General features: G+C 33.6%; 15 protein-coding genes. All 15 read left to right on the forward strand.

Translation table 11 applies throughout. From position 1 onward, the window contains the following. Positions 1 to 19 precede the first annotated feature (19 nt). The 15 genes from VP395_RS14675 to bamJ all read left to right on the forward strand — a co-directional run bounded on the left by VP395_RS14675 (position 20) and on the right by bamJ (position 26408). A complete protein-coding gene (locus VP395_RS14675) occupies positions 20 to 2638 on the forward strand; it encodes a glycoside hydrolase family 2 TIM barrel-domain containing protein (RefSeq protein ID WP_346242778.1) in 2619 nt (872 codons plus the stop codon). Next, on the forward strand, positions 2639 to 3529 hold the full coding sequence (locus VP395_RS14680) for an alpha/beta hydrolase (RefSeq protein ID WP_346242779.1): 891 nt from the start codon (positions 2639 to 2641) through the stop codon (positions 3527 to 3529). Continuing rightward, positions 3526 to 5196 (forward strand): sulfatase family protein, encoded by a 1671-nt coding sequence (locus VP395_RS14685; RefSeq protein WP_379884320.1) that lies wholly within the window; start codon positions 3526 to 3528, stop codon positions 5194 to 5196. The genes VP395_RS14680 and VP395_RS14685 overlap by 4 nt, the downstream gene beginning before the upstream one ends. A gap of 10 nt (positions 5197 to 5206) precedes the next feature. Beyond that, positions 5207 to 7051: a family 43 glycosylhydrolase gene (locus tag VP395_RS14690; RefSeq protein ID WP_346242780.1), complete on the forward strand. Its 1845-nt coding sequence runs from the start codon at positions 5207 to 5209 to the stop codon at positions 7049 to 7051. Positions 7052 to 7101: 50 nt separating this feature from the next. Next, on the forward strand, positions 7102 to 7893 hold the full coding sequence (locus VP395_RS14695; protein ID WP_346242781.1) for an endonuclease/exonuclease/phosphatase family protein: 792 nt from the start codon (positions 7102 to 7104) through the stop codon (positions 7891 to 7893). Between the two features lie 248 nt (positions 7894 to 8141). Next, positions 8142 to 12179 carry a hybrid sensor histidine kinase/response regulator transcription factor gene (locus VP395_RS14700; protein WP_346242782.1) on the forward strand — a complete coding sequence of 1346 codons (4038 nt, stop codon included), beginning with the start codon at positions 8142 to 8144 and terminating at the stop codon, positions 12177 to 12179. Positions 12180 to 12388: 209 nt separating this feature from the next. Then, positions 12389 to 15367, forward strand: a complete 2979-nt coding sequence (locus tag VP395_RS14705) for a SusC/RagA family TonB-linked outer membrane protein (RefSeq protein WP_346242783.1) — start codon at positions 12389 to 12391, stop codon at positions 15365 to 15367. Between the two features lie 26 nt (positions 15368 to 15393). Next, positions 15394 to 16956: a RagB/SusD family nutrient uptake outer membrane protein gene (locus VP395_RS14710; RefSeq protein WP_346242784.1), complete on the forward strand. Its 1563-nt coding sequence runs from the start codon at positions 15394 to 15396 to the stop codon at positions 16954 to 16956. A gap of 19 nt (positions 16957 to 16975) precedes the next feature. After that, on the forward strand, positions 16976 to 18115 hold the full coding sequence (locus VP395_RS14715; protein WP_346242785.1) for a SusE domain-containing protein: 1140 nt from the start codon (positions 16976 to 16978) through the stop codon (positions 18113 to 18115). A gap of 113 nt (positions 18116 to 18228) precedes the next feature. Next, a complete protein-coding gene (locus VP395_RS14720; RefSeq protein WP_346242786.1) occupies positions 18229 to 18903 on the forward strand; it encodes a T9SS type A sorting domain-containing protein in 675 nt (224 codons plus the stop codon). A 151-nt stretch (positions 18904 to 19054) separates the two neighbouring features. After that, positions 19055 to 20497 carry a glycoside hydrolase family 53 protein gene (locus VP395_RS14725; protein WP_346242787.1) on the forward strand — a complete coding sequence of 481 codons (1443 nt, stop codon included), beginning with the start codon at positions 19055 to 19057 and terminating at the stop codon, positions 20495 to 20497. Beyond that, on the forward strand, positions 20494 to 20715 hold the full coding sequence (locus VP395_RS15835) for a T9SS type A sorting domain-containing protein (protein ID WP_379884323.1): 222 nt from the start codon (positions 20494 to 20496) through the stop codon (positions 20713 to 20715). Before VP395_RS14725 ends, VP395_RS15835 begins: the two co-directional genes overlap by 4 nt. Before the next feature lie 100 nt (positions 20716 to 20815). Then, positions 20816 to 23242, forward strand: a complete 2427-nt coding sequence (locus VP395_RS14730; protein WP_346242788.1) for a DUF4982 domain-containing protein — start codon at positions 20816 to 20818, stop codon at positions 23240 to 23242. A gap of 261 nt (positions 23243 to 23503) precedes the next feature. Next, on the forward strand, positions 23504 to 25531 hold the full coding sequence (locus VP395_RS14735; RefSeq protein ID WP_346242789.1) for a protein-disulfide reductase DsbD family protein: 2028 nt from the start codon (positions 23504 to 23506) through the stop codon (positions 25529 to 25531). Positions 25532 to 25706: 175 nt separating this feature from the next. After that, positions 25707 to 26408 (forward strand): BamJ family beta-barrel-assembly machinery protein, encoded by a 702-nt coding sequence (gene bamJ / locus VP395_RS14740; protein ID WP_346242790.1) that lies wholly within the window; start codon positions 25707 to 25709, stop codon positions 26406 to 26408. Positions 26409 to 26501 lie beyond the last annotated feature (93 nt).

Here is a 26501-nt window from a genome sequence, read left to right on the forward strand (position 1 = left end):
GTTTTAAAAATATAATATTTTGAAATCAAATATTTTATATAAAGTAAAGCACATTGCCATTAGCCTATTTTGTGTTGTTTTTTCACTTGAAAATTTTGCGCAAAATACTATCATCAATTCAGGTTGGCAATTTTCGGAAAATGAAACACAATGGGAAACTGTAAACCTTCCTCATACATGGAATATTAACGATGCTTTTGATGACGTACCCGGATATAGGCGTGGTTTAGGCTATTATAAAAAGAAAGTGTATCTATCTTCCGAAGAAAAGGGCAGAATACACTATTTAAAATTTAATGCAGTAAACCAAGAAGCAACTGTTTTTGTAAATGGAAAACTTATTGGTAACCATAAAGGTGGATACACAGCGTTCAATTTTGACGTTTCAGAATTTATAAATTATGATGCATATAATTTAATTGAAGTGACTGTTGATAATTCACATAACGAAAACATTCCGCCTTTAGATGCTGATTTTACCTTTTACGGCGGTATTTATAGGGATGTAGAATTTATTTCGATTTCCAAACAACATTTTAGTTTAGACGATTTCGCTTCCGATGGGTTTTATGTAAACTATTATAATGTTTCCGAAGAAAAAGCAGGAGTGACAGTTACTTGTATTTTGAATAATAGAGCTACAATAAATTTAAAAACCAAATTGCGTTTAGATTTATTGGATGCAGAAGGAAATTTGGTAAAAACTAGAACCGAATTACTAAAGTTGCCTGCTGAAACATCCAATGAATTTAAAATAAAACTACCAGAAGTTTACAACCCCAAATTATGGTCGCCCGAAATCCCCTATTTGTATCATTTGCAATTAGTTTTAACAAATGAACAAGGAGTTGTTTTAGATTCTAAATTAGCAAATATAGGTTTCCGTTGGATAGGTGTAGATGCCGAAAAAGGTTTTTTTTTAAATGGTAAGCCTATAAAGTTAGTAGGTGTAAACAGGCATCAGGATTTTAATGGTTTTGGTAACGCCGTAGCTATTGAGCTTCAAAAAAAAGACATAGAAATTATTAAGAATATGGGTGGAAACTTTTTAAGGTTTGCCCACTACCCGCATGCTCGCGAATTGTATGATATGTGTGATAAATTAGGCATTATGGTTTGGACAGAAATACCAGTTGTTAATAAAGTAACAGATACCGAAGCTTTTTTTACGACCAGTTTAGATATGCAAAAAGAGCATATTAAACAGTATTATAACTATCCGTCTGTAGCCATGATAGGATATATGAATGAAATTTTTTTACGATTGGCTTTCGATAATAAATCTTCTGAGGATAGTAAACAGCAGTTAAAAACTACAACATTGAAATTAGCAAATGATTTGGAGGTTTTAACAAGAAGATTAGCACCAAATCATATCACGGTTATGGCTGGTCATTTAAACGAGGTATACAATGAAACAGGAATAGCTGATTTACCAAAGATTTTTGGTTGGAATCTCTATTTTGGTTGGTACGATAAGGATATTCCAGATTTGGGAGTTTTTCTGGACAATCAACATGAACGCTATCCAAATCGCTCGTTATTACTTTCAGAATATGGTCCGGGGGCTGACGTTAGGATTTTTACCAGAACACCTAAAAAGTTTGATTTTTCTTGGGATTATCAAGCAAAGTTACATCAATCCTATTACGAGCAAATAATGAACAGGCCATTTATGACGGGAATGGCCGCTTGGAATTTTGCCGATTTTGGCTCTGAATTTCGTGGCGACCCCATCCCACATGTTAATCAAAAAGGTTTGGTGCAATATGATCGAACACCTAAGGAAATTTATTATTGGTATAAATCGGTCCTAGATAAAAAAGAGCCTTTTATTCATATTTCTAGCGATTATTTGTCGGGATTGACAGTTATGGATGATCAACCGTATCCGGTTCAAATATTTTCTAATCAAAAAAGGCTGTCAGTATTTCTTAATGGGCAAAAATTGGAGGATGTAACTATTGAAAACGGTTATACAACAGTTTGTTTTCTTTTTAAAAACGGAATTAACTTAATTAAAGTGGTTTCGGCAGACGTTTCTCATGAAAAGTCAATTGAAGTACTAAACATAAATGCGCTCAATTTTAAAGATTTTGACCGTTTCGGAATCAATCTTGGTTCTCATTTCTATTTTAGAGATGAAACTCAAAAGTTAACATTCGTTCCAGATCAAGTTTATCAAAAAGGATGGTTTGGTTATTTTGATGGCAAGCCTTTTGGAATGACTAAGGATAAGAACCAAGGTATTCCCAATAACATCAAAAACACAACTTCAGACCCATTGTTTCAAACAATGTTAGAAGGTTGTACTTCCTATAAAGCAGATATTCCAGAGGGGACTTATAAAATCAGTTTGTTTTTTGTAGAACCAAATATCAAACCTGTTGAAAATATTTATAATTTATCAGGTTCAGATACGCCTATTCAAAATAAAGGCCAAAGGGTTTTTGATATTTATATTAATGATGTTTTAATACATAAAGAGTTTAATATGGCTAAAGAATATCCTGAAAAATATGGAATTACACTAACATCAATTATAAAAATTGTTGAAAATGAAGACTTAATTATTAATTTGAAGCCAATCGAAGGGAATCCTGTTATAAGTGGTATTTTAATTGAAAAACAACATTAAATGAAAAATTCGATTATAGTTATTGTGTTAATTTTTGCTTTTAAGCTTTCTGCACAAAGCAAGACAACTTATACGTACGCCATTAAGGTCAATGACACGCTAAAACTAGATGTGTATACGCCCCAAAATTTAAAACCATCGGATAGTCTTCCGGTTTTACTTTGGATGCATGGGGGTGGATTTGCAATTGGCTCTCGTGATTATATTGACGATATGCGGTTAGTAGAATATGTAGCAAAAAACCAAAATTATATAGGCATTTCCATATCATACCGATTGCTTCGGAAGGAGACAGAAACAGGTTTTGGGTGTAATTGTCCCAAAGAAGAAAAATTAGAAACCTTTCAACAGGCAGCCATAGATTATTTGGATGCCGCAAAATATGTTGTTGAACATTCCAAAGAGCTAAATATTGATAGAACTAAAATTATTGCTGGCGGCAGTAGTGCAGGAGCCGAGGGTATTTTAAATGCTGTCTTTATGCGGGAATATTTTTCAGATGATTTGCAACAATATAAAAATGTGAAGTTTGCAGGAGCCATGGCATTTGCTGGTGCCGTGGTAAATGCAAATTATATAACCAAAAATAATGCAGTGCCAACAGTGCTTTTTCATGGAACAGATGACCAATTAGTACCTTATGGCAGTGCTTCCCACCATTATTGTGAGATTTCGAAACCCGGATATTTAATACTTGACGGAGCTTCAATTATTGCAGAAAAATTGATGCAATTTGAAACTTCATATTATTTTAATGTTGTTAAAGGTGGTCGTCATGAAATTTCGGCAATTCCTTTTTCACAACTGGACAAAATTTTCGCTTTTTTCGATAAAACCGTGTTGCACGATGAGGTTATTCAAACGAAAATTATTCAAACTAAAACATTATGAAGCCATTATTCTACATATGTTGTATTGCCATTATGTTTCAATCTTGTGGACAAAAACCAATACAAAAGAACAAGACACAAGAAACCAAACGGCCTAATATTATTTACATTATGGCCGATGACCATGCAACACAGGCCATTAGTGCATATGGCCATCCAATAAGTAAGTTAGCACCAACACCAAATATTGATAGAATAGCCAATGAAGGCGCTTTGTTTAAAAATAACTTTTGCACCAATTCTATTTGTGGTCCGAGTAGGGCTGTGGTTTTAACGGGTAAGTTTAGTCATGTTAACGGATTTAGAATGAATGGAGACAAATTTGATGGCAGTCAGCAAACCTTTCCAAAACTACTTCAAAAAGCGGGTTACAATACGGGAATGATTGGTAAATGGCATTTAGATGGCTTGCCTCAGGGTTTTGATTATTGGCATATTTTAACTGACCAAGGCAATTATTACAATCCGGATTTTATTAGGATAAACAAGCAAACACAGCATATAGATACAACTAGGATAGAAGGTTATGCTACCGATATTATTACAGAAGATGCTATAAAATATTTAGGAAAAGTAAAGAACTCTAAACAACCATTTATGCTTATGGTACACCATAAAGCACCTCATAGAAATTGGATGCCAGCACTTCGCCATTTAAATAAGTATGACGGGGTTCAATTTCCGTTACCTGAAAGTTATTTTACGTCGCACAAAGGCTCTACGGCTTCAAAAATGCAACTTCAAACTATTTATAAAGATATGTATGAAGGCCATGACCTTAAAATGACCAAAGAAAAAGGTAGTAATGAATTGGCGCACAACCCTTGGACTACCGATTTTGATAGAATGACTAAAGCACAACGAGCCATCTGGGATAAAGCTTATCAACCAAAAAATGATGCTATGCACGATGCAGATCTTTCTGGAAAAGCATTAGCAGAATGGAAAGGACAACGCTATTTGCAAGAATATTTATCAACGATAGCGTCTGTTGATGAAGGTGTTGGAAGAATTCTTGATTATTTAGAAGCTAATGGTTTATCTGAGAATACCATAATTGTTTATACTACCGATCAAGGGTTTTATTTAGGTGAAAAAGGCTGGTTTGATAAACGTTTTATGTATGAAGAGTCATTAAGTATGCCTATGGTAATGAAGTACCCAAAAGGGATAAAAAAAGGTACGGTAGTTAATGCTTTAACACAGAATATCGATTTTGCTGAAACCTTTTTAGATTTTGCAAGCGTCGAAATTCCGAAAGATATGCAAGGAAAATCACTACGACCTTTGTTTGGGCAACAACAAGATTATGGAGATTTTAGAGATGCTATATATTATCACTATTATGATTATCCAGCATTTCATATGGTGAAAAAAATGTATGGAGTTAGAACAAAGCGGTATAAGTTAATACATGTTTATGATGATATTGACGAATGGGAATTGTATGATTTAGAAAAGGATCCGGAAGAACTTAAAAATGTAATAAACGATTCTGAGTATAAAAAAATTAAAGCGAAACTTCATGAAAAACTAAGCGCCTTGCAAGAAAAATATAAAGTAACCGATAAGGAATTTGAACAAGCTCCGAAACAATCTGTTGATAGAGCTTACAAACAATTTGAAAAATTACGTGGGATCACTGGAACAAAATATGAACACAATTAAACTTGTAAAAATGAAACTTATTTTAACACCCATATTTTTAGTCTTTTTTTTGTCATGGAATTCAAATGGCCAAAATAATGTTGATAGTCTTTTAAATGAAGACAATGCAAATTCAAAAAAGTCACTTCAAACTTATTGTAATCCCTTAGATATAGACTATACCTATATGGTTTACAATTCGAGCAAAAATAAATCGTACCGTTCTGGAGCCGACCCTGCTGTAATTGAATTCCGCGGAGAATACTATATGTTCGTTACACGTTCTTTTGGCTATTGGCACTCTGCCGATTTGATTAATTGGAAATTTATTAAGCCTCAACAATGGTTTTTTGAAGGCAGTAACGCTCCAACCGCTTTTAATTATAAAGATTCCTTAGTATACTTTGCAGGTAATCCTGCTGGTTACGGAAGTATACTTTATACGGACGATCCAAAAAAAGGAACATGGACTCCAACAGCATCAATATCTACTAACATTCAAGATTCTGAATTATTCATTGATGATGATGGCAAGACGTATCTTTATTGGGGATCTTCTAATGTGCACCCATTACATGTAAAAATGCTTGATAAAGATGACCGTTTTCTGGAAACAGGTGTTAAAAAAGAATTGATTAATCTTAACGAAGAAGCACATGGATGGGAACGTTTTGGCGAAAATAATTTTCATCCCACTTTAAAGGAAGGTTATATGGAAGGAGCCTCCATGACGAAGCACAACGGAAAATACTATCTGCAGTATGCCGCTCCAGGTACACAGTTTAATGTTTATGCAGATGGTGCTTATATAGGAGAAACACCGCTTGGTCCGTTTACTTATATGAAAAATAATCCGATGAGCTTTAAACCAGGTGGTTTTACCAATGGCGCAGGACATGGCATTACCGTTAAACAAACCAATGGGCAATACTGGCATTTTGCAACTATGGCACTGGCATCTAATGCGCAGTGGGAACGTCGTTTATGTATGTTTCCTACCTATTTTGATGATGAAGGATTAATGTATACTAATACAGACTATGGAGATTATCCACGTTTTGGTTCTGGCCATCCTACAAAAGCAGGACGGCATAATGGCTGGATGTTGCTTTCATACAGAGGAAACGCAACAGTATCATCATCCTTGGCACAGGTTATGAAATTTACTTCAAATGATGATGACGTAGAAATTACAGAATTGCCACTTGAAAAAAATGCTATTGGCGACATTGTTTCGAAAGTTTTAACCGATGAAAATCCGAAAACGTTTTGGGTGGCCGAAGCCAATAACAACAAGCAATGGATGAAAATTGAAATGCTGAAACCGGGTAATATTTATGCTTTTCAGCTTAATTTTCATGACCATGAATCCGGTATTTATACGCGTACCGAAGGGTTAAGGCATCGTTTCAGCATTGAAGTATCAGAAGATGGTAAAAATTGGCAAATGGTAGTTGATAGGAGCAATAGCAATATAGATGCTCCCAATGCTTATGTCGTGTTAGATAAACCCATTAAAGCGAGGTATATTCGCTATAACAATGTGGAAGTGCCTGGTGCAAACTTTGCAATGTCGGAGTTTAGGGTGTTTGGGTTGGGCCTTGGTAAAGTACCGCAAAAGGTAAAAGGGTTTTCCATAAACCGACAAACCGACCGGAGAGATGCAGCCTTTAGCTGGACTCCTGTAAAAGGCGCTCAGGGTTATAACATCCGCTGGGGAATTGCGCCAGATAAACTATATCAGTCGTGGTTGGTTTATGATGCCAATAAACATTTTATGCGTTGTTTAGACCGTGACACGCCGTATTATTTTAGCATTGAAGCATTTAGTGAAAATGGTATTTCAGAAAAAAGTAAAATTCTGTATGTGGACTAAATCTTTGTGAAGTGAAAAAAGTGTTAATTTTTATAAATCTTTTTTTTGCAATGGCTTTAAGTGCACAAGAACTTTCTGTGATGACTTATAATATAAAGCTTGATTATCCTAAAGAAGGTGTTAATAGTTGGGCAAACAGGAAAGATTTCTTTATCAGTCAGTTAAAGTTTTATGAGCCAGATGTTTTAGGGGTTCAAGAAGCTATGCCTAATCAGATGAAAGACATAGATAGCCTTTTGGCTGATTATGATTTTGTAGGTGTTGGTCGTGATGATGGAAAGGAATCTGGTGAATTCTCTGCTATTTTTTATAAAGAAGCGCAATTTAAAGTATTGAAATCGGCAACTTTTTGGTTATCGCAAACGCCAGAAAACGTTTCTATGGGTTGGGATGCCGTTTGTAATCGTGTTTGTACCTATGCGTTGTTTCAAAATAAATCAACTAAAAAAACATTTTGGGTATTTAACACGCATTTCGACCACATAGGTGTTGAGGCCAAAAAGCATAGTGCCGCTTTGATTATAAAAAAGATGCAGGAATTAAATACTAAAAATTTTCCTGTAATATTGATGGGCGATTTTAATATGGAAGAAACGCATGAAAATATTCAATTTATTACTAATTCATTAAGGGATTCTAAAACGGCAGCAAAAAACGTTTTTGGACCCATAGGCACCTTTAATAATTTTGAATTTAATAAACCTGTTACACGTCGTATAGATTTTATTTTTTTAAGTGCTGATATAAATGTGATAAAATATGCCGTTTTAAGTGATTCTAAAGATTGTCATTATCCATCTGATCACTTGCCTGTTTATGTGGAAATAAGTATCAATTACTAGAATAGATCTATAATTTATTGTATCTGTTATAAGTGTATTTATGTGCATGGTTTCATTATTTACAGCAAAATACTTTTATGCGTTTTATTAATCTAAAAAAAAATTAAAACGGACATTATTAATCTAGGCCAATAACAGTTTCAGAATCAATTCCATATTCTTAATCGAAAAGGTAAGCTCAGTAAAAGCCATTAAAATGAACATTATTTACTTTTAATGTTGTATTATTATCGCATTACAAGTTAACAATGAAAGTCTTATTTAAATTTATTTTACTTTTTTTTGGAGGAATTATAATTTGTTCCTCACAGTCGCAACCCGTTTTTAAAAAAATTAATCAATTCGCAGGTCTTTCAAATGGGCGTGTTACTAGCATTGTAAAAAACAATAATGATTTTGTTTGGATTGGCACCAACAACGGGCTTAATAGATACGATGGCAAAGACATAAAAATATATAACAAACAAAATAGTAGCCTTAGCGCAAATGATATTTCTGATTTATTAATTGATAGTAAAGGCACCATGTGGATAGCAACCCTTGGAGGCGGATTAAATTTTTATAACCCAACTAACAATACGTTTCATTCGTTTAAAAACATACCAAAAACCCCAAATTCGTTACTTTCTAATCATGTTAATGCCTTAATCGAAGATTTAAACGGATTTATTTGGTTAGGAACAGAAAAAGGGTTGTGTATGCTTAACAAAGAAACTCAAAAATTTACCTCATTCCCTTACCAATTCGACAAAAGTAAAACACAAAGTTTTAATATAACCAGCATTTTTGAGGATAAAAATAATAATTTATGGATTGGTACTTTTGGCAACGGTTTGTATTTGTTTGAAAAAAGTAAAGAAAGGTTTACTAAAATATTATCCAATCAAGTTTATCTCTCAGACTTCATAAATGTAATTTCTTCTTTAAACTCAGATAAAATTTTAATTGGAACCAATGGGAGTGGTTTGATAATGATTGATTTAACAACGAATACATTTTCTAACTATTTTAAAGATAATATTAATTTAAAGGAAGAAATAAAAATTGTAAGGTCTATAAATAAAGATAAAAAGGATAATTTGTGGGTAGGAACAGATGGAAATGGTTTATTCGAAATAGAATACCCTAATGGTAAAGAACCAACGGTTCATAATTACACCCATAATTCTCAATTAGAATCCTCTCTTTCTGGAAATACTATTTATAAAATTATTGATGACAACGATTCTAATATCTGGATTGGAACAGCTTGGAATGGTATAAATGTTTTAGACAAAAGACAGACAAACGAATTGCTATATGGCGATATAATAGGTGTAAATCCTACCCCTGTATTATCAATACTAAAAACAAAAAAACACCTTTATTTAGGTTTAGATGGTGATGGATTAACGGATTATAATCAAGAGTCAAAAAAGATTAAATATTATAATGAAAAAAATAAAGCATCTATTGGTGGTAGATATATTCAAAAAATAACAGAGACAGAAGATGGTAATTTATGGTTAGGAACTTTTACTAATGGTTTGATAAAATTTAATGATAAAACAGAAAATTTTAAACAATACAAACTTCAATTTGAAAACCAGAATTCCATTAGTTTTAATGATGTTCGTGATATTATTGAAGACAAAAACAATAATCTTTGGATTGCTACTTGGGGAGGAGGACTGAATTATTTCAATACAAAAACAGAAAATTTTATTTCTTATAGAGAAGGAAAGGGTAAAGACAATACGGTTAACAACGATAACGTAATTGCACTTGAAGAAGATGGTGATAATATATGGATAGGCACGTATGGAGGCGGGGTAAACCTATTAAATACCACTACCAGGAAGTTTGCCCATTTTATTCATAGCGAATCTAACAACGCCTCTATTAGCAGCAATAATGTATTTTCTTTATTAAAAGACTCCAACGGTTATTTGTGGATTGGTACATCTGGTGAAGGTGTGAATAGGATGGATTTGAAGTCTAAAAAAATTGAACGTTTTCAATTAGAAGAAAAAATTAAATATCAAACAATAACTGGAATTATTGAAGATGATAATAGAAACATTTGGTTTAGCACTAAGCATGGAATCTTTAACTATAGCTATAAAACCAAAACATTTAATTCTTTTTCAAATTTAAAAGGCGAATTTCATATTAATTCTGTTTTTAAGGATGAATTAGGATTTCTTTATTTTGGTGGGATACAGGGTGTTGTAAAATTTAATCCGAATACTGTTCAAATAAAGCAAAACCAGCCAATTGTAAAAATCACGAATTTTAAATTATTCAATAAGGAATTAGAAATAAGTAAAGATGGTATTTTAAAAAAGGCTGTTCCTTATGTAAATGATATTGCACTTGAGCATAATCAAAACGTAGTGACATTTGAATTTGCAGCATTGGAATTTCCAGATTCACAAAATTGCGAGTACGCTATTAAAATGGAAAATTTTGATAATGATTGGAGAGAAATTGGTAAGGATAGGACCGCTACTTTTACGAATTTATCTCCGGGTGATTATATTTTTAAAGTAAAAAGTAAGGAAACAGGTGGTGATTGGAGCGCTAATTATACGGCGGTTAATTTAATGATATTAAAGCCCTTTTGGTTAAAATGGTGGGCATTTGTAATCTATTCAATAATTCTATTGGGGCTGTTTTATTTATTTAGAAAATATACCATTGCTTGGGAACGAATGAAATCGAATCTTGAATTTGAAAAGCTTACCCACGAAAAAGACAATGAACTTTATAACTTAAAACAACAATTTTTTACCAATATTTCTCATGAGATTAGAACTCCAGTAACGCTTATTTTAAGTTCCATCAACCGTTTGTTTGATAAAGGAAGCATTTTAGAAAAAAAGGATGCCAATGCTGCCCATTTAATTAAAAAGAGCAGTAATAACCTATTAGGTTTGGTTAACGAACTGCTGGATATTAGAAAGTTAGAAAGCAACCAGATGCAATTACGAGTAACTAAAGGGGAAATTGTTTCATACTGCAAAGAAATATTCTTATCCTTTTCTGAAATTGCTTCAGACAGACATATTAAATACACTTTTAAATCTGAAGTAGAGAGCCTTGAATTGTGGTACGACAAGAATCAATTAGAAAAGGTTATATATAATGTTCTTACCAATGCTTTTAAATTTACCAAAAATAAAGGGAAAATTGAACTTAAAATAGAACAGAATAAAGAGGCCGTTTTTATTTTTATAAAGGATTCAGGTATTGGTATGAGCGATGTGTTTTTGTCAAAAATATTTAATCGATTTTATCAAGAAAAAACTACAGAGACTTCAGACAAACCTGGGTTTGGACTTGGGTTGTCTATTTCTAAAGAGATTATTAATCTCCATAAAGGAGACATAAATGTTGAAAGCAAAAAAGATGTGGGAAGTACTTTTGAGATTAAATTAGTTAAAGGAAAAAAACACTTTTCTAATGATGTTATTGTAACTGAAGAAGAATTTATTTCTACCGCCAAAGAGAACAAAAATAAACGTTCGGTAAAATTGGAGAAATCTGGTAAAGAGAAACCAGTTGTATTAATTGTTGAGGATAATATTGAGATACAGAATTATTTGAAGGAAATATTAATGGATAATTATACAATTATTCAAGCTTTTAATGGAGAAGAAGGTATAGCATCGGCATTAAAAATATTTCCCGATTTAATAATTAGCGATGTTATGATGCCAATTATGGATGGTATTGAATTTACAAAAAAGTTAAAACAAAACCCTAATACAAGCCATATACCCATTATCATTCTAACGGCAAGAACATCTCCTAAAAATAAAATGGAAGGATTTGAAACGGGCGCCGATGAATATGTTACCAAACCATTTGACGATGACCTGTTAAAAACCAGAATAAGTAATTTGCTGGCCAATAGAAAACGTTTGCAAAATAAATTCAGAAATGAAAAAATATTAACACCTAAAGAATTGGCAATTAATTCTATTGACCAAATGTTTTTAGAGAAGCTCTACCTTAGTTTAGATAAAAACATGGAATCAAACAATTTGTCTGCCGAAATTATTTCAAAAGAAATAGGCATGAGTCATTCTGTGATGTATAAGAAAATAAAAGCATTAACAGATTTGTCTTATATTGAATTTATTAGAGAATACAGATTGTTTGTTGCAAAAAAATTAATAGCTGAATTTGGTTATTCTGTTTCTAATGCCTGTTATAAAGTAGGGTATTCAGATAGAAAATATTTTAGCAAATTATTCAAACAAAAGTTTAAAAAGAATCCTTCCGATTATTTAAAGTCTTAAACAATCACATAATAAGTAATCACATAATACATATGCTATATTAGCACCATTGTGTGTTATTTTGTTAAAAATAACGAGTTTCACCCCTTCTACTGATGAAACTCACACCCTCATTTTTTTAGTTAGATAGGTTACTTGCAACCAACTTAGAGTTACAAACATTCTAAGCCATAAACTATAAACTAAATTAAACTGAAACTTTTTAACGTATGAATGAAAAATTAAAGAGAATTTCTAAATTTTCACTGCATAAATTATGCTGTTCTCTAACACTATTTTTAACTCCCTTTTTGTTTTATGCACAATCTATTGTTGTTAAAGGAACTGTTACAGATACTAACTCAAAGCTACCTTTGGCAGGAGTTAATATTGTTGTTAAAGGAACCAATAATGGGGCTACAACCGATTTTGATGGAAATTACCAAATTACAGCTGCTAAAGGAGCCATTGTTGTTTACTCTTATGTTGGGTTTGTTTCCATTGAAAAAACTGTAAATAATGCTCTTATAAATGTCGCGATGGCAGAAGATGCACAAGCACTAGATGAGGTTGTGTTAATAGGTTACGGATCTACAAGAAAAAAGGATTTAACGGGTGCTGTGACCCAAATAGATTCAAAAGAATTTCAAAAGGGATTTGTAACCAATGCAGAACAACTTATTGCAAATAAAGTTCCTGGGGTTCAAATAACGCCCATAAGTGGAAAACCAGGTGCGGGAAGTTCCTTTTTGTTAAGAGGTGGCGCTTCATTAAGTGCATCTAACACCCCGCTTTTTGTTATAGATGGTGTTCCTATTGGATTGTCTGACGGCCCTGGTGCTTTAAGTTCCTTAAATCCAGACGACATTGCTTCTTTTAGTGTGCTTAAAGATGCTTCGGCTGCTGCTATTTATGGTTCAAGAGGTTCAAATGGTGTCATCATTATTACCACCAAAAATGGTAAAAGTGGCGCTTTAAAAGTGTCTTTTACAACAAAAGCGTCTGTTTCAACTAATTTGTACAAGCAGCGTGTTTTAACGGGCGATCAATACAGACAGGTAGCTCAAAAAGCCTCGTTGGTTTCGGGAGTTCCTGTTGCCGATTTTAATTTAGGAACAGCGAATACTGATTGGCAAGATGAAATTTATCAAAATGCCTTAACAACAGATAATTCCATAAGTTTTAGTGGCGGATTAAAAAGTCTTCCTTATCGCGTTTCATTTGGTCATTTAGATCAAGATGGTACACTTAAAACGGGGAATTTTAAAAGAAATACCATTACTTTAAATGTTAATCCTACATTTTTAGACAATCACCTTAAAGTAAATTTAAATATTAAAGGGATAAGTCAACAAGAGAGAAAAGCAGATGAATCGGCTATTTATACTGCGGTAAATTTTGACCCTACACAGTCGGTTAGAGATCCAAATTCTATTTATGGTGGGTATTGGCAATATGAAGAATTTGCATCAAATCCAGCCGTTTTACATGGTCATAACAATCCGGTTTCAAAACTTGAACAGGTTAGCGATAGAACAACAAGTGTTAGAAGTATTGGAAATATTCAATTGGATTATAACCTGCATTTCTTTCCAGATTTAAGCGTTAAATTAAATACGGGATATGATATAGCTAAAAGCAAATGGGATTATTTTGTTCCAGCAAACCATTTTCCTGCCAATATTTCTAATGGTGTGGTTTCTAGTGGAAATCCGGCATCTGAAACAAAAAATATATTTTCAGAAATTACTCTTAGTTATTTAAAAGACATCACGTCTATTAAAAGTAGAATCAATGTGTTGGCTGGATATGCCTATAATGATTTTAAAACTACTAACTATTTTTATCCAACGTATGATGTGGATGGTGCTATCCAAACAGGATCTACGCCTAATTTTGATTTTGATATTCCACAAAACACACTTATATCGTATTTCGGAAGGTTAATCTATACCTTTAATGATAAATATGTACTTACGGGTACCATTAGAACGGATGGGTCTTCAAAATTTTCAAAAAACAATAGATGGGGCGTGTTTCCTTCGGTTTCTGCAGCTTGGAAAATTAGCGACGAGGCTTTCTTAAGCGATTCTGAAACCATTTCCGATTTAAAGTTCAGAATAGGTTACGGTGTCACAGGCCAGCAAGATGGTATTGGCAATTATGGCTATATTCCTATTTATAATTTAGGATCTTCAAGTATTAAATATCCTGTTGGGAACCAATTTATACAAGGAATTGACCCAAGTGCGACAGATAGAAACAGGAAATGGGAACAATCTACAACTTCGAATTTAGGTTTAGATTGGGGACTTTTAAAGGATAGGATTTCAGGAAGCTTTGATGTTTATTATAGAGAAACTAAAGATTTGTTAAACCAAATTACCATCCCATCCGGAACCGATTTTGCCAACAGCATTGTTAAAAACATTGGTAGTTTAGAAAATAAAGGTTTTGAAATAAAACTGAATGCTACGCCTGTTCAAAACAAAGATTTTGGTTGGGATTTTGGATTTAACTACAGCTATAACGAAAATAAAATCACAAAACTATCAGAAGGGGATGATTCAGGAACTGGTTTGTTTAGTAGTAACATATTAGTGAATTCTGTAGGTTATGGCAGAAATACCTTCTTTATATACCATCAAGTGTATGACACAAACCGTAACCCCATTGAAGACCAAATGGTCGATATAAACAATGACGGTGCCATAAATGAAAAAGATAGATACCGAACTAAAAGTTCTTCACCACAACATATAATGGGTTTCAATACAGCCTTTAATTACAAAAAATTGGCATTTAGCATGGCATTTCACTCCAACCTTGGTCAGTATGTATTTTTTAATCCTAACGATAATTTATCGGGAGTTTATAATGGGATATTTAGAAGTAATCTACATCAATCTTATTTTGACACCAATTTTACCCAAAGTGGCAATAATAACCAAAGGTTTAGTGATTATTATTTGCAGAACGCTTCCTTTTTAAAAATGGATAATATAAACCTTAGTTATGATTTTGGTAACGTACTAAATCCGAAAAAGGACAATAACAATTTGGTAGTATCGGCATCTGTTCAAAATGTTTTTACAATTACAGATTTTACAGGAGGAGATCCTGAAGCATCTTGGAATTATGGAAGCAATAGTGGCGGTACTTATAATGCACCTAGAACCTATTCGGTATCTGCAAAATTTAATTTCTAAGAGGAGACATTTAAAAAATAAACAAAATGAAAACACATTTATTTAATATCAAATACTTGGGAATCATTCTAATGGCTGTATTCATAACGTCGTGTACAGATGATTTAGATCGATTTCCAACGAATGCCTTAACCAATGATGCTCAATTTAGTACCATTGAAGGTTATAAACAAGGATTGGTGGGAACCTATCTGCAACTATCAGGCTCAAATAATTTTTTCTACAGAGGTTATTGGGAGTTACAAGAGCTTACCACAGATGAAGCTGTTAATACATGGGGAAGCCATAAAACAACCCATCTGGATTGGTCTTCAGACCACGCAGAATCATCTGAAGCTTATACTAGCGGACTGTATCTTATCACACTGTGTAACAATTTTATTATTGAAGCTTCACCCAATACTTTAAGCGCTAGAGGTTTTTCGGAAACAGATAAATCAGAAATTGCCATTTATGTAGCCGAAGTACGGTTCATTAAAGCGTATGCTTATTGGATGCTTTTGGATTTATATGGAAATCCGTCGTTTCCAACTGAAGAAACCTTGTTAAATAGCGAAATTCCAAAGCAAATTAAACAAGCTGATTTATTTGATTTTATTGAGTCAGAATTAAAAGCCATTGATGGTGAGTTAAAAACTCCAAGATCAAATGAATACGGTCGTGCTGATAACGCTGCGGTGTGGTCTCTATTAGCTAGACTATATTTGAATGCTGAAGTGTATAGAGGCGTTCCTCATTATAATGATGCCATCACGTACAGTAAAAAGGTTATTGATGCGGGGTATTCATTAGAATCAAACCATGCTTGGTTAATGTTGGGTGACAATTACCAAAACACCAATGAGTTTATTTTTACGTTTAATTATGATAACGGAAATATAGAGTCTTGGGGAACTACAAACGTGTATGCACTTGGTGCGTCTGGTGTACCAGCGTCCATTAATGGCATGAGTGCCAGTTGGAACCTGTATAGGGTAACACCATCTATTCCAGCATTATTTCCTAGTAATAATCCTAATACAGATCAAAGAGCCGTTTTTTGGACAGAAAATGATGAAGCTAGTCGCACATTGGATATTGAGTCTCTATCAAACTCAAAACATGGCTATTCTATTTATAAATATAGAAATGTAGACAGAGCAGGAGCAAGTTTAGCCCAAAACAACATCTATAATAATTTAAGTGATATCGATTTTCCGGTATTTAGACTTGCTGAAATGTATTTAATATATGCAGAAGCGGTTCTAAGAGGAGGCACTGGGGGCGATATGCCATCGGCTTTGGCTTATATAAACAAAATTAGGGGAAGAGCTTACGCTAATAACCCAAATAGTACCCTTGGAAATATCAATTCAAGTGAACTTACTTTGAATTTTATTCTAGATGAAAAAGCACGGGAAATGATGTGGGAAGGTTACAGAAGGACCGATCTTATTAGATATAACAAATTTACAACTGCCAATTATTTATGGGCATGGAAAGGTGGTGTAAAACAAGGCGCAGCAGTAAATAGCAAATACAAATTGTTTCCCATCCCAATTTCAGACATATTATCAAATCCAAACTTGACACAAAACCCTGGTTACTAAAATTTAAAGCGAAACTAAAATGAAAAAAATAATTTATTCCATACTATGTATCTGTACCGTAACATTATTTACAAACTGTACAGATGATGACAGCCACGTATTTATAGCCGATTTAAGTTCGGAGACCATTGCATTCCAAAATTCGTTTGCAAGCGAGTATTTGTTATCTAAAGAAACAAAGAACAATATAGCAGACCGCCTTATTTGGAATGCAACAACTTTAGGAGTTAATAACGATTATGAAGTTCAATCAGATATAGATTCTGAATTTGCTAACCCCATTTCAATAGGAACAACAAACGCAACCAATTATGCTGTTTTAGTGGGGCAATTATTGGATTTAGCGTCTCAGTTAGGTTTAGATGACGATCCTGCTACAACAGATTCCAGCGGAAATCCAAATAATGCAGGAATCGTTTATTTTAGAGTGAAATCCATTATCGGTAATGGTGGGGCCGGTACTCAGGAAATAGTCTCAGATATTCAAAGTGTTAACATCAAATTACTTGAAAAAACGGTGGCAACTACCACATGCGACCCACTTTGGGTAGTTGGTGATGCTATTGAGAACGTAGGATGGAATTTTAATTTAGCGACTGTATGCGATGCAGGTGTGCAGCGCGTTAAAGCGTCGTTTAAGAATGGTAAATTTAGGTTTTTTCAAGTTGATGGTGATTGGAATACTGGTTTAAATTATCAGTATTATGAAGATAACGGCTACACTATAGATGTCAATTTTGAAAGCGAGGGCGAAGGTGATTTCAATTTTGTTTTTGTGGGTACTACTGGAATCTATGAGATGGTAATAGATGATAATTTAAAAACGATTAAACTAAATCCATCAGGGTCTCTTTGGGCAGTAGGTGGGGCAACTCCGGGTAAGTGGAATTTTACAGGTGGTGAAACAGAGTTAGTTGAAACCAGTCCAGACATATGGCAAGCTACTTTTGCCCTAACAAATGATATTTTTAGGTTTTTTGCAACGCGAGGCGAATGGGATATCAATAATAACTATGCGCATTACGCAGATGAAGGGTATGCCATAGATGCTAACTTTGAGAACGATGGTAGCGATGATGCCAATTTTAAATTTATTGGAACGCCTGGAACCTATACTCTAACTATCAATGCTGTTGATAAAACAATCACTTTAGATTAATAGCCATGTTTGCTAAGGGGGAATAAGTTTAGTTTATTCCTCCTAGGTGAACATTTTTAAATAAAAACTTTACTCACAAATTATTAATCATTAACAATTAAAATTATTTAATTATGAAAAAACAACTACTTTTTTTGCTTTTATGTGTTTCTATTTCGTTTAATGGATGGACACAATCAATTACTGCTATTTCATTTGATAAGAACCCTACTGAAGTAAATAGTGCATTTACGGTTACTATAAAGTATTCCACACCAAACTCAACTGATTTTTTCTACCTGGGATTAGAATTAAAAGACGCAGCGGGTAATTATATTTCAGGTGTAGTGGAAAAAACAACTCCTGCTTTAGCTAGTGGATCTGATGTTGATTTTTCAACTTCTTTAACTGTGCCTGCTGGTGTTACACCTAGTGCTGACTTACCAGATGGGCAATATTATGCACTTAAGGTAGCGCTTTATGGTTCAGGGTGGAGTGGCCCTAATGCTGAAGAATACCCGGTAATGACTTTGGTAGCTTCAGGAACCTTAGGAATTGACGATGCTAGTTTGGTTACGGAATTTGTGTTGTACCCTAACCCCGTTTCTAATATTTTAAGCATTAAGCATGCTAAGAAGATGGCGATCAAATCGCTAAAAATCACAAACATTCTAGGGAAAACGGTTTATGCCGATATTAATACGGAGAGCCTTAATTCTGTTGATGTTTCTAATTTAAGCACAGGATTATATATTTTATCAGTAAATTCAGGAGATAAGACGCAACAAGCGAAGTTTTTTAAGAAATAAACTTTTATTTTTTAAATAAACAATAAAAGTTTATTTTAGTTAATGGAGCAATGAAATTTCATTGCTCCATTAACTTTATTGGGTAAATAAAAAGAATTATATTTTTATAATCAGTACAAAGCCTGATTTTACAGGTATTTAATAAATAGATATGAAAAATATACTGGTACAGTTTCAGTTAATTTTAATGGCATTATTGATGTCTTATATTAGTTACGCACAAAATCCAGAAGCTTCTGCATTTTCAAAAGGTGGTGATGTAAGTTGGTTACCACAAATGGAAGCGACAGGTTATAAATTTTATGATGTTGATGGTTCTGAAAAAGACTGTTTACAACTACTTAAAGACAGAGGAATGAACACCATCCGTCTACGTGTTTGGGTAAATCCTTCAAATAATAGAGCTAGTGGGCATTGCAGTCCAGCCGAAACGGTTGTTATGGCTGTTAGGGCTCAAGAATTAGGTATGCGCATTATGATTGATTTTCATTATAGCGATACATGGGCAGATCCAGGAAAACAAGCCAAACCAGCAGCTTGGGCAGCTCACACGTTTACAGAATTATTAGATGATGTTTACAATCATACCTTTGATGTTTTGAATGCCTTAAAAATAGCAGGGGTAACTCCTGAATGGGTGCAGGTGGGCAACGAAATTCCTGGAGGGATGCTGTGGCCTGAAGGCAGAACGTCAAATTGGAGTCAACTAGCACAGTTATTAAACAAAGGCTACGATGCCACTAAGGCAATCGACCCATCAATCAAAGTTATTGTTCACATAGATCAAGGAAATAATAATGCAAGGTTTAGAAACTTTTTTGATAATGCCACAACAAATAACGTAAAGTATGATGTAATTGGGCTTTCTTATTACCCATATTGGTTGAATAGTGACTATACAGCTACAATAGCCGACTTGCAATACAATCTAAACGATATGGTTTCTAGATACGGAAAAGAAGTGATGATAGTAGAAGTAGGGGGCGATTATACGTTAGTTCAAAATACATACGATATGTTAGCCGCAGTAATTGCAGCGGTAAAAAACGTACCAAACGAAAAAGGACTTGGTGTGATTTATTGGGAACCACAAGGCGAAAAAAGCTGGAGTGGTTATCAATTAAGTGCTTGGCAATCTAACGGAAAACCGTCGCCAGCTCTAGATGCTTTTAAAGAAGAAGGAAGCGTGGTTATAGAGCAGGTTAAAATCGATGGGTTTGCTTTTAATCCTGTCGAACAAGGAAGTGATGTAACAGCTAATTTCACCTATACAGCAAATGATGCCACCGATTATTTTTATGTGGGAATATTTAGAAGAAGCTCAAGTGGTGTTTGGTTAGAAACCATTGTTGAAAGTGCCGGTAATCAATTTTTGGTGCCATCAACAGGTAGTGATATTGCAACTTCGGTAACGCTTACAATACCTGCTAGCACAATACCAAGTGCCAATTTAACCAATGGAGAATATTATGATCTTTACACAGAACTTTGGACAGAGAACTGGGGAGTTAAATTGGGTTCAGATTTATCTTCTGTAATAACTATAGCACCATTAGGCACATTAAGTGTTGGTAAAAAAAAACAGAAAAAATAGGGGTATATCCAAACCCAGTAGGTGATATTTTAAATATTAAAAACAGTAACAACCTGTTGATTAAATCATTAAAAATAACAGATGTTTTAGGGAAAACTATTTATTTTGATAGAGTTAACTTTAACACTATCGGTGTTTCAAAGTTAAGTTCAGGTATGTACATATTATTTGTTGATTCAGCGAATAGCAGCCAACAGACAAAATTTTATAAGGAATAAGAATAGATTAATTTTAATAACCTTTAAATTTGGGAATATAGTTTTTATAATACCCAAAATTAATACTTCAGTAATTTAGTAACATAATAGTAAGTTTTCCATGAAACCAACAAAACACCTTCTTTTAATATTTTTAATACTTGCACAAGTAGCTTATTCTCAGGTAAGAACGGTTAAAGAATTAGACATCAATTGGAAATTCCAAAAAGGAGATTTTGAAAATGCTTTCGAAATAAATTTTAATGATTCAAAATGGGAGAATGTAACCGTTCCGCACGATTGGGCTATTTACGGCCCTTTTGATAAGGAAATAGACAAACAGAATGTGGCCATTGTTCAGAACGGAGAAAATATCGCCTCGGAAAAAACTGGAAGAACAGGTGCTTTACCACATATTGGGACTGCTTGGTACAGAAATAAGTTCACTATTTCCGAATTGGATTTAACAAAGAAAGTCATTTTGTTTTTTGAAGGCGCCATGAGCGAACCGCAAATTTACTTAAACGGTAAAAAAGTAGGTGAATGGGCTTATGGGTATAGCTATTTTTATTTTGATGTTTCAGAATTTATCAAAAAAGGAGAAAATACATTGGCGGTAAAACTAACTAATAAAGAATTTGCTTCCCGTTGGTATCCGGGTGCTGGGTTGTATAGGAAAGTGAGCTTAATTACCAAAAACAAAGCGAACATCAACCAATGGGGAACCTTTATTACAACACCTTTTATTAGTAAGGATGTTGCTAAGGTAAATGTGAAAACCAAAGCTTCTGTTGAAAACGGATATTTAGTGACTACTGTTTTTGATGCCGATGGAAAACAAGTAAGTACCGATAAATCATCATCAAAATTTGGAAACGAATTCGACCAGAATATAAAAGTTGAAAATCCAAAATTATGGAGTCCTGAAACTCCTTACTTATACAAATCCGTTACGCAACTGTTTGTAAATGAAGAATTGAAAGATGAAGTCTCAACCCTATTTGGAATTAGAGAAATTAAATATGAAGCCAAGAAAGGCTTTAGTTTAAATGGTAAAGTAAGAAAGTTTAAAGGTGTTTGTTTGCATCACGATTTAGGTCCATTGGGAACTGCTATCAATAAAGCTGCATTGCGTAGGCAATTAACCATCTTGAAAGACATGGGATGTGATGCCATTCGTAGTTCGCACAATATGCCGTCAATAGAACAATTAGAATTGTGCGACGAAATGGGGTTTATGTTTTTAGCGGAGAGTTTTGACGAATGGGCGAAGCCAAAAGTAAAAAACGGCTACCATCGATTTTTTGATGATTATGCCGAAAAAGATATTGTAAACTTAGTGCAAGCAACAAAAAACCATCCGTCAATTGTGATGTGGAGTTCAGGGAATGAAGTGCCCGATCAATGGGGAGATGAAGGTGTAAAGCGTGCGAAATGGCTACAGGATATTTTCCATAGAGAAGACCCTACAAGACCCGTAACCGTTGGGATGGATCAGGTAAAAGCAACCATGGAATCTGGTTTTGGAGCTTTGTTAGATATTCCAGGGTTAAATTACCGTGTTCATTTATATGAAGATGCCTTTAAAAAATTTCCGCAAGGTTTTATTTTAGGTTCAGAAACAGCTTCAACAGTAAGTTCTAGAGGCATCTATAAATTTCCTGTTGTTCAAGAGAAAAATAAACAATATGATGATTTCCAGTCGTCTTCTTATGATTTGGAAGCCTGTAGTTGGTCTAACGTGCCTGATGAAGATTTTGTTTTACAAGATGATAAACCTTGGGTAATTGGTGAGTTTGTCTGGACTGGGTTTGATTATTTAGGAGAACCAACACCTTACGATGAAAGTTGGCCATCGCGTAGCTCATATTTTGGGATTTCAGATTTGGCCGGACTTCCAAAAGACCGCTTTTATTTATACAGAAGCCGTTGGAATACAACAGACGAAACATTACATATTCTACCTCATTGGAATTGGGAAGGACGTGAAGGAGAAACTACTCCCGTTTTTGTGTACACCAATTATAATAGCGCCGAACTTTTTGTAAACGGAAAAAGTATGGGGGTTCAAAAAAAGAATCATTCAACACCGCAAAATAGGTATCGTTTAATGTGGATGGATGTTAAGTATGAACCTGGAACTTTGAAAGTGATTGCTTTAGATGATGAGGGAAAAGCAGTTTCGGAAAAAGAAATTCATACAGCAGGAAAACCTTATAAAATTATATTAAACCCAGACAGAAAAACGATCATGGCAGATGGTAAGGATTTGTCATTTGTTGAGGTTACTGTGGTAGATAAAAACGGTATTCCTTGTCCAACCGCAACAAACCAGTTAAAATTCAAAGTAAAAGGAGCGGGAACTTATAGAGCTGCGTGCAATGGTGATGCTACTTCATTAGAAATGTTTCATATACCAACTATGAAATTATTTAGCGGTAAGTTGGTTGTGTTGGTTCAATCTACAAACCAGTCAGGGAATATTGAATTATCTGTATCTGGTAATGGCCTAAAAAGTGGCAAACTGAATTTGAGTTCCAAAAATTAGTGGTTAGCTGTTTTTAACTAATGATAAATCAAATATTTTTAAGTTTGAAAAACGAGCGTATTTAAATACGCTCGTTTTAGTTTAGAAAGCTATGGATAAACCTATAAAAGTATGTTAACTTTTGTTAGGCTTCACATTAAATAAAGACATATCCCTATATTTGAAAAGTTGTTCAGATTTCAAAAAAAAATAAAACTTTAGGTCTGTTCTATAATACAATTAAAAGTAACGGTATTGATAAATAATCAAATGAAAAAATTAATGAAGAGAGTGTTTTTATTCTTTACACTTTTAATAGTTGGCTATTCGCAATCTCAAGTGTTAGAGCCGGTAAAATGGGCTACATCTGTAAATAAAGTTTCAAATACCGATTACGAATTGATTGCAACGGCAACAATTGATAAAGGGTGGCATTTGTATTCGCAAAATGTTCCGGAAGATGGACCAATACCTACAACATTCAGCTATAACAATAAGGAAACGTTTTTGTTAAAAGGGAAAACAATTGAAGGTGAGGGACATACTATTGATGATCCGGTTTTCGGAATGCGTATTAAGTTTTTTGAGAACAAAGCAGTATTTAAACAAATTGTGAGTTTTAAAGGTGATTACAAAACGGTTGAAGGGATTGTAGAGTTTATGGTTTGTGACGATACGAGATGTTTGCCTCCAACAGAAGTTGATTTGGTATTTACTTTAGATAACGAAAGTTCAACTTCTCAGGAAAAAGTAAGTCATATAAATAAAATAGATAATAACTCAGTAAATCACCAACTGTATGGTATATCATCCAAAGACCTTGAAAAAGCAGATGTAACTTGTGGCGATGAATTTAATCAAACCCAATCAAAAGCAAATCAAGAAAATGGCTCGCTGTGGAGTATTTTTGGATTAGGTTTTTTGGGTGGGTTATTAGCTTTGTTAACACCATGTGTATTTCCAATGATACCTTTAACAGTTAGTTTTTTTACAAAAAAGGGGAGGCATGAAAAAGGGTCAGGTGTTTCAAAAGCATTATTATACGGGTTCTTTATTTTTGCTGTATACATTTTATTAAGTGTGCCCTTTCATTTGTTAGATTCGGTAAATCCAGATATTTTAAATGAGATTTCCACTAATGTTTGGTTGAATGTTGTTTTTTTTGCAATATTTCTGTTTTTTGCATTTTCATTCTTTGGTTATTACGAGTTAACATTGCCTTCAAGTTGGACCAATAAAACAACTAAAGGCGAGAATGTTGGTGGTATAGTAGGTGTATTTTTTATGGCGCTAACCTTGGCAATAGTGTCGTTTTCTTGTACGGGTCCCATTTTAGGTTCCTTATTGGCAGGATCGTTAACTGCCGATGGTGGTGCGTGGCAACTCACAGCAGGTATGGCTGGTTTTGGTGTATCGTTAGGATTGCCATTTGCATTGTTTGCCATGTTTCCTAATATGATGAATGCCTTACCAAAATCGGGTGGTTGGTTAAATACAACAAAAGTTATTTTAGGATTTTTAGAATTAGCTTTGGCATTCAAGTTTTTATCTAATGCCGATTTAGTTCAACATTGGGGCATTTTAAAAATAGAACCTTTTTTAATTATTTGGATTATTGTTTTTGCTGGTTTAGCGTTGTATTTATTTGGAAAAATTAAGTTTCCGCATGATTCTCCGTTAAAGAAATTGTCATTTTTAAGAATAGCAGGAGGTGTGTTGGTTGCTGCATTTGCTATATATTTAGCATCTGGTTTTCGAGTAAATAAGCAAACCAATACATTTACATCGCTTACACTTTTAAGCGGTTTGGCACCACCTGTAGGGTACAGTTTTTTATATCCAAACGACTGTCCTAATAACTTAGAGTGTTTTAAAGATTTAAAAACGGGTATAGCTTATGCAAAGAAAGTGAATAAGCCTATTATATTAGATTTTACTGGGTATGCTTGCGTAAATTGTAGAAAAATGGAAGAACACGTATGGTCTGTTAAAAATATTGACAACTATTTGCGAAATGATTATGTGTTAATTTCCCTATATGTTGATGATAAAAAAGAGCTACCTGTCAATGAACAAGTTTTAGTGAATCGTATAAATGGAGGGACAAGAAAACTTGAAAATTATGGGCATAAATGGGCAAATTTTCAAACGCAATTCTTTCAAACCAATTCGCAACCGTATTATGTGTTATTAAATTCAGATGGGACTAAAGTTTTAAATCAACCTATTGGTTACACTCCAAATGAAGACGATTATGCCAATTTTCTAGAGTGTGGTTTGGAAGTTTTTAAAGAAAATATAACAGAATAGCTTTTAAGCTTATTTAAACTTCAGCCATTGATTTGAGATTATAAATTCATATTGAAACAAATATTTTAAACTTTTAAAATATTATCTGTTAGATACGTTAAAAATCATATAAAGACTACTGTGTTCTGAGTTTTAATTTGCTATTTTTGGCATCAAATTAAATAAAAATAAGAAAATGAAAATAATTAAATTTTTAGGAGTTGTTTTAGCAGCTTCAATTTTATCATCTTGTGGTGGTCAAGGAGTTTCAAAAAGAGCATTAAAAACTGAAATTGATTCGGTTAGTTATGCCATTGGTATGGATGTAGCTAGAAATGTGAAAACTAGCGTTTCTGAAATAGATAGCGAACTATTCATTCAAGGTTATATGAATATGTTAGATTCTACCAATATTTTAATTAAAGAAGAAAACTGTCAGCAAATATTAACAGCTTATTTTCAAAAGAAACAAGCAGAGAAAATGAAAGAACAGCAAGCAGAAGCTGAAAAAGAAAAAGTTGTAGGCGAAAAATTCTTAGAAGAAAATAAATCTAAAGAAGGTGTTAAAGTAACCGAAAGTGGATTGCAATATATAGTATTGAAAGAGGGAACAGGAGCAAAACCAACTGCAGAGTCTAAAGTAAAAGTACACTACCACGGTACTTTAATTGATGGTACTGTATTTGATAGTTCAGTTGATAGAGGTGAGCCAACCGAGTTTGGTGTTGGTCAAGTTATTAGAGGATGGACTGAAGGTTTACAACTTATGTCTGTAGGTTCTAAATACAAATTCTTCATTCCTCAAGATTTAGGTTACGGTGCAAGACAAGCAGGAGAAAAAATTAAAGCTTATTCTACTTTAATTTTTGAAGTTGAATTATTGGAAATAGTTGAATAAGCATTAAACTTATTTAATACAAAAAAAACAGAAAGGTACCTTTCTGTTTTTTTTTTTTTTATAGGTTGAACTCATTTTAACTTTTGTTTCTGC

It is taken from the genome of Mariniflexile soesokkakense, assembly GCF_039650365.1.
Taxonomy (GTDB): domain Bacteria; phylum Bacteroidota; class Bacteroidia; order Flavobacteriales; family Flavobacteriaceae; genus Mariniflexile; species Mariniflexile soesokkakense.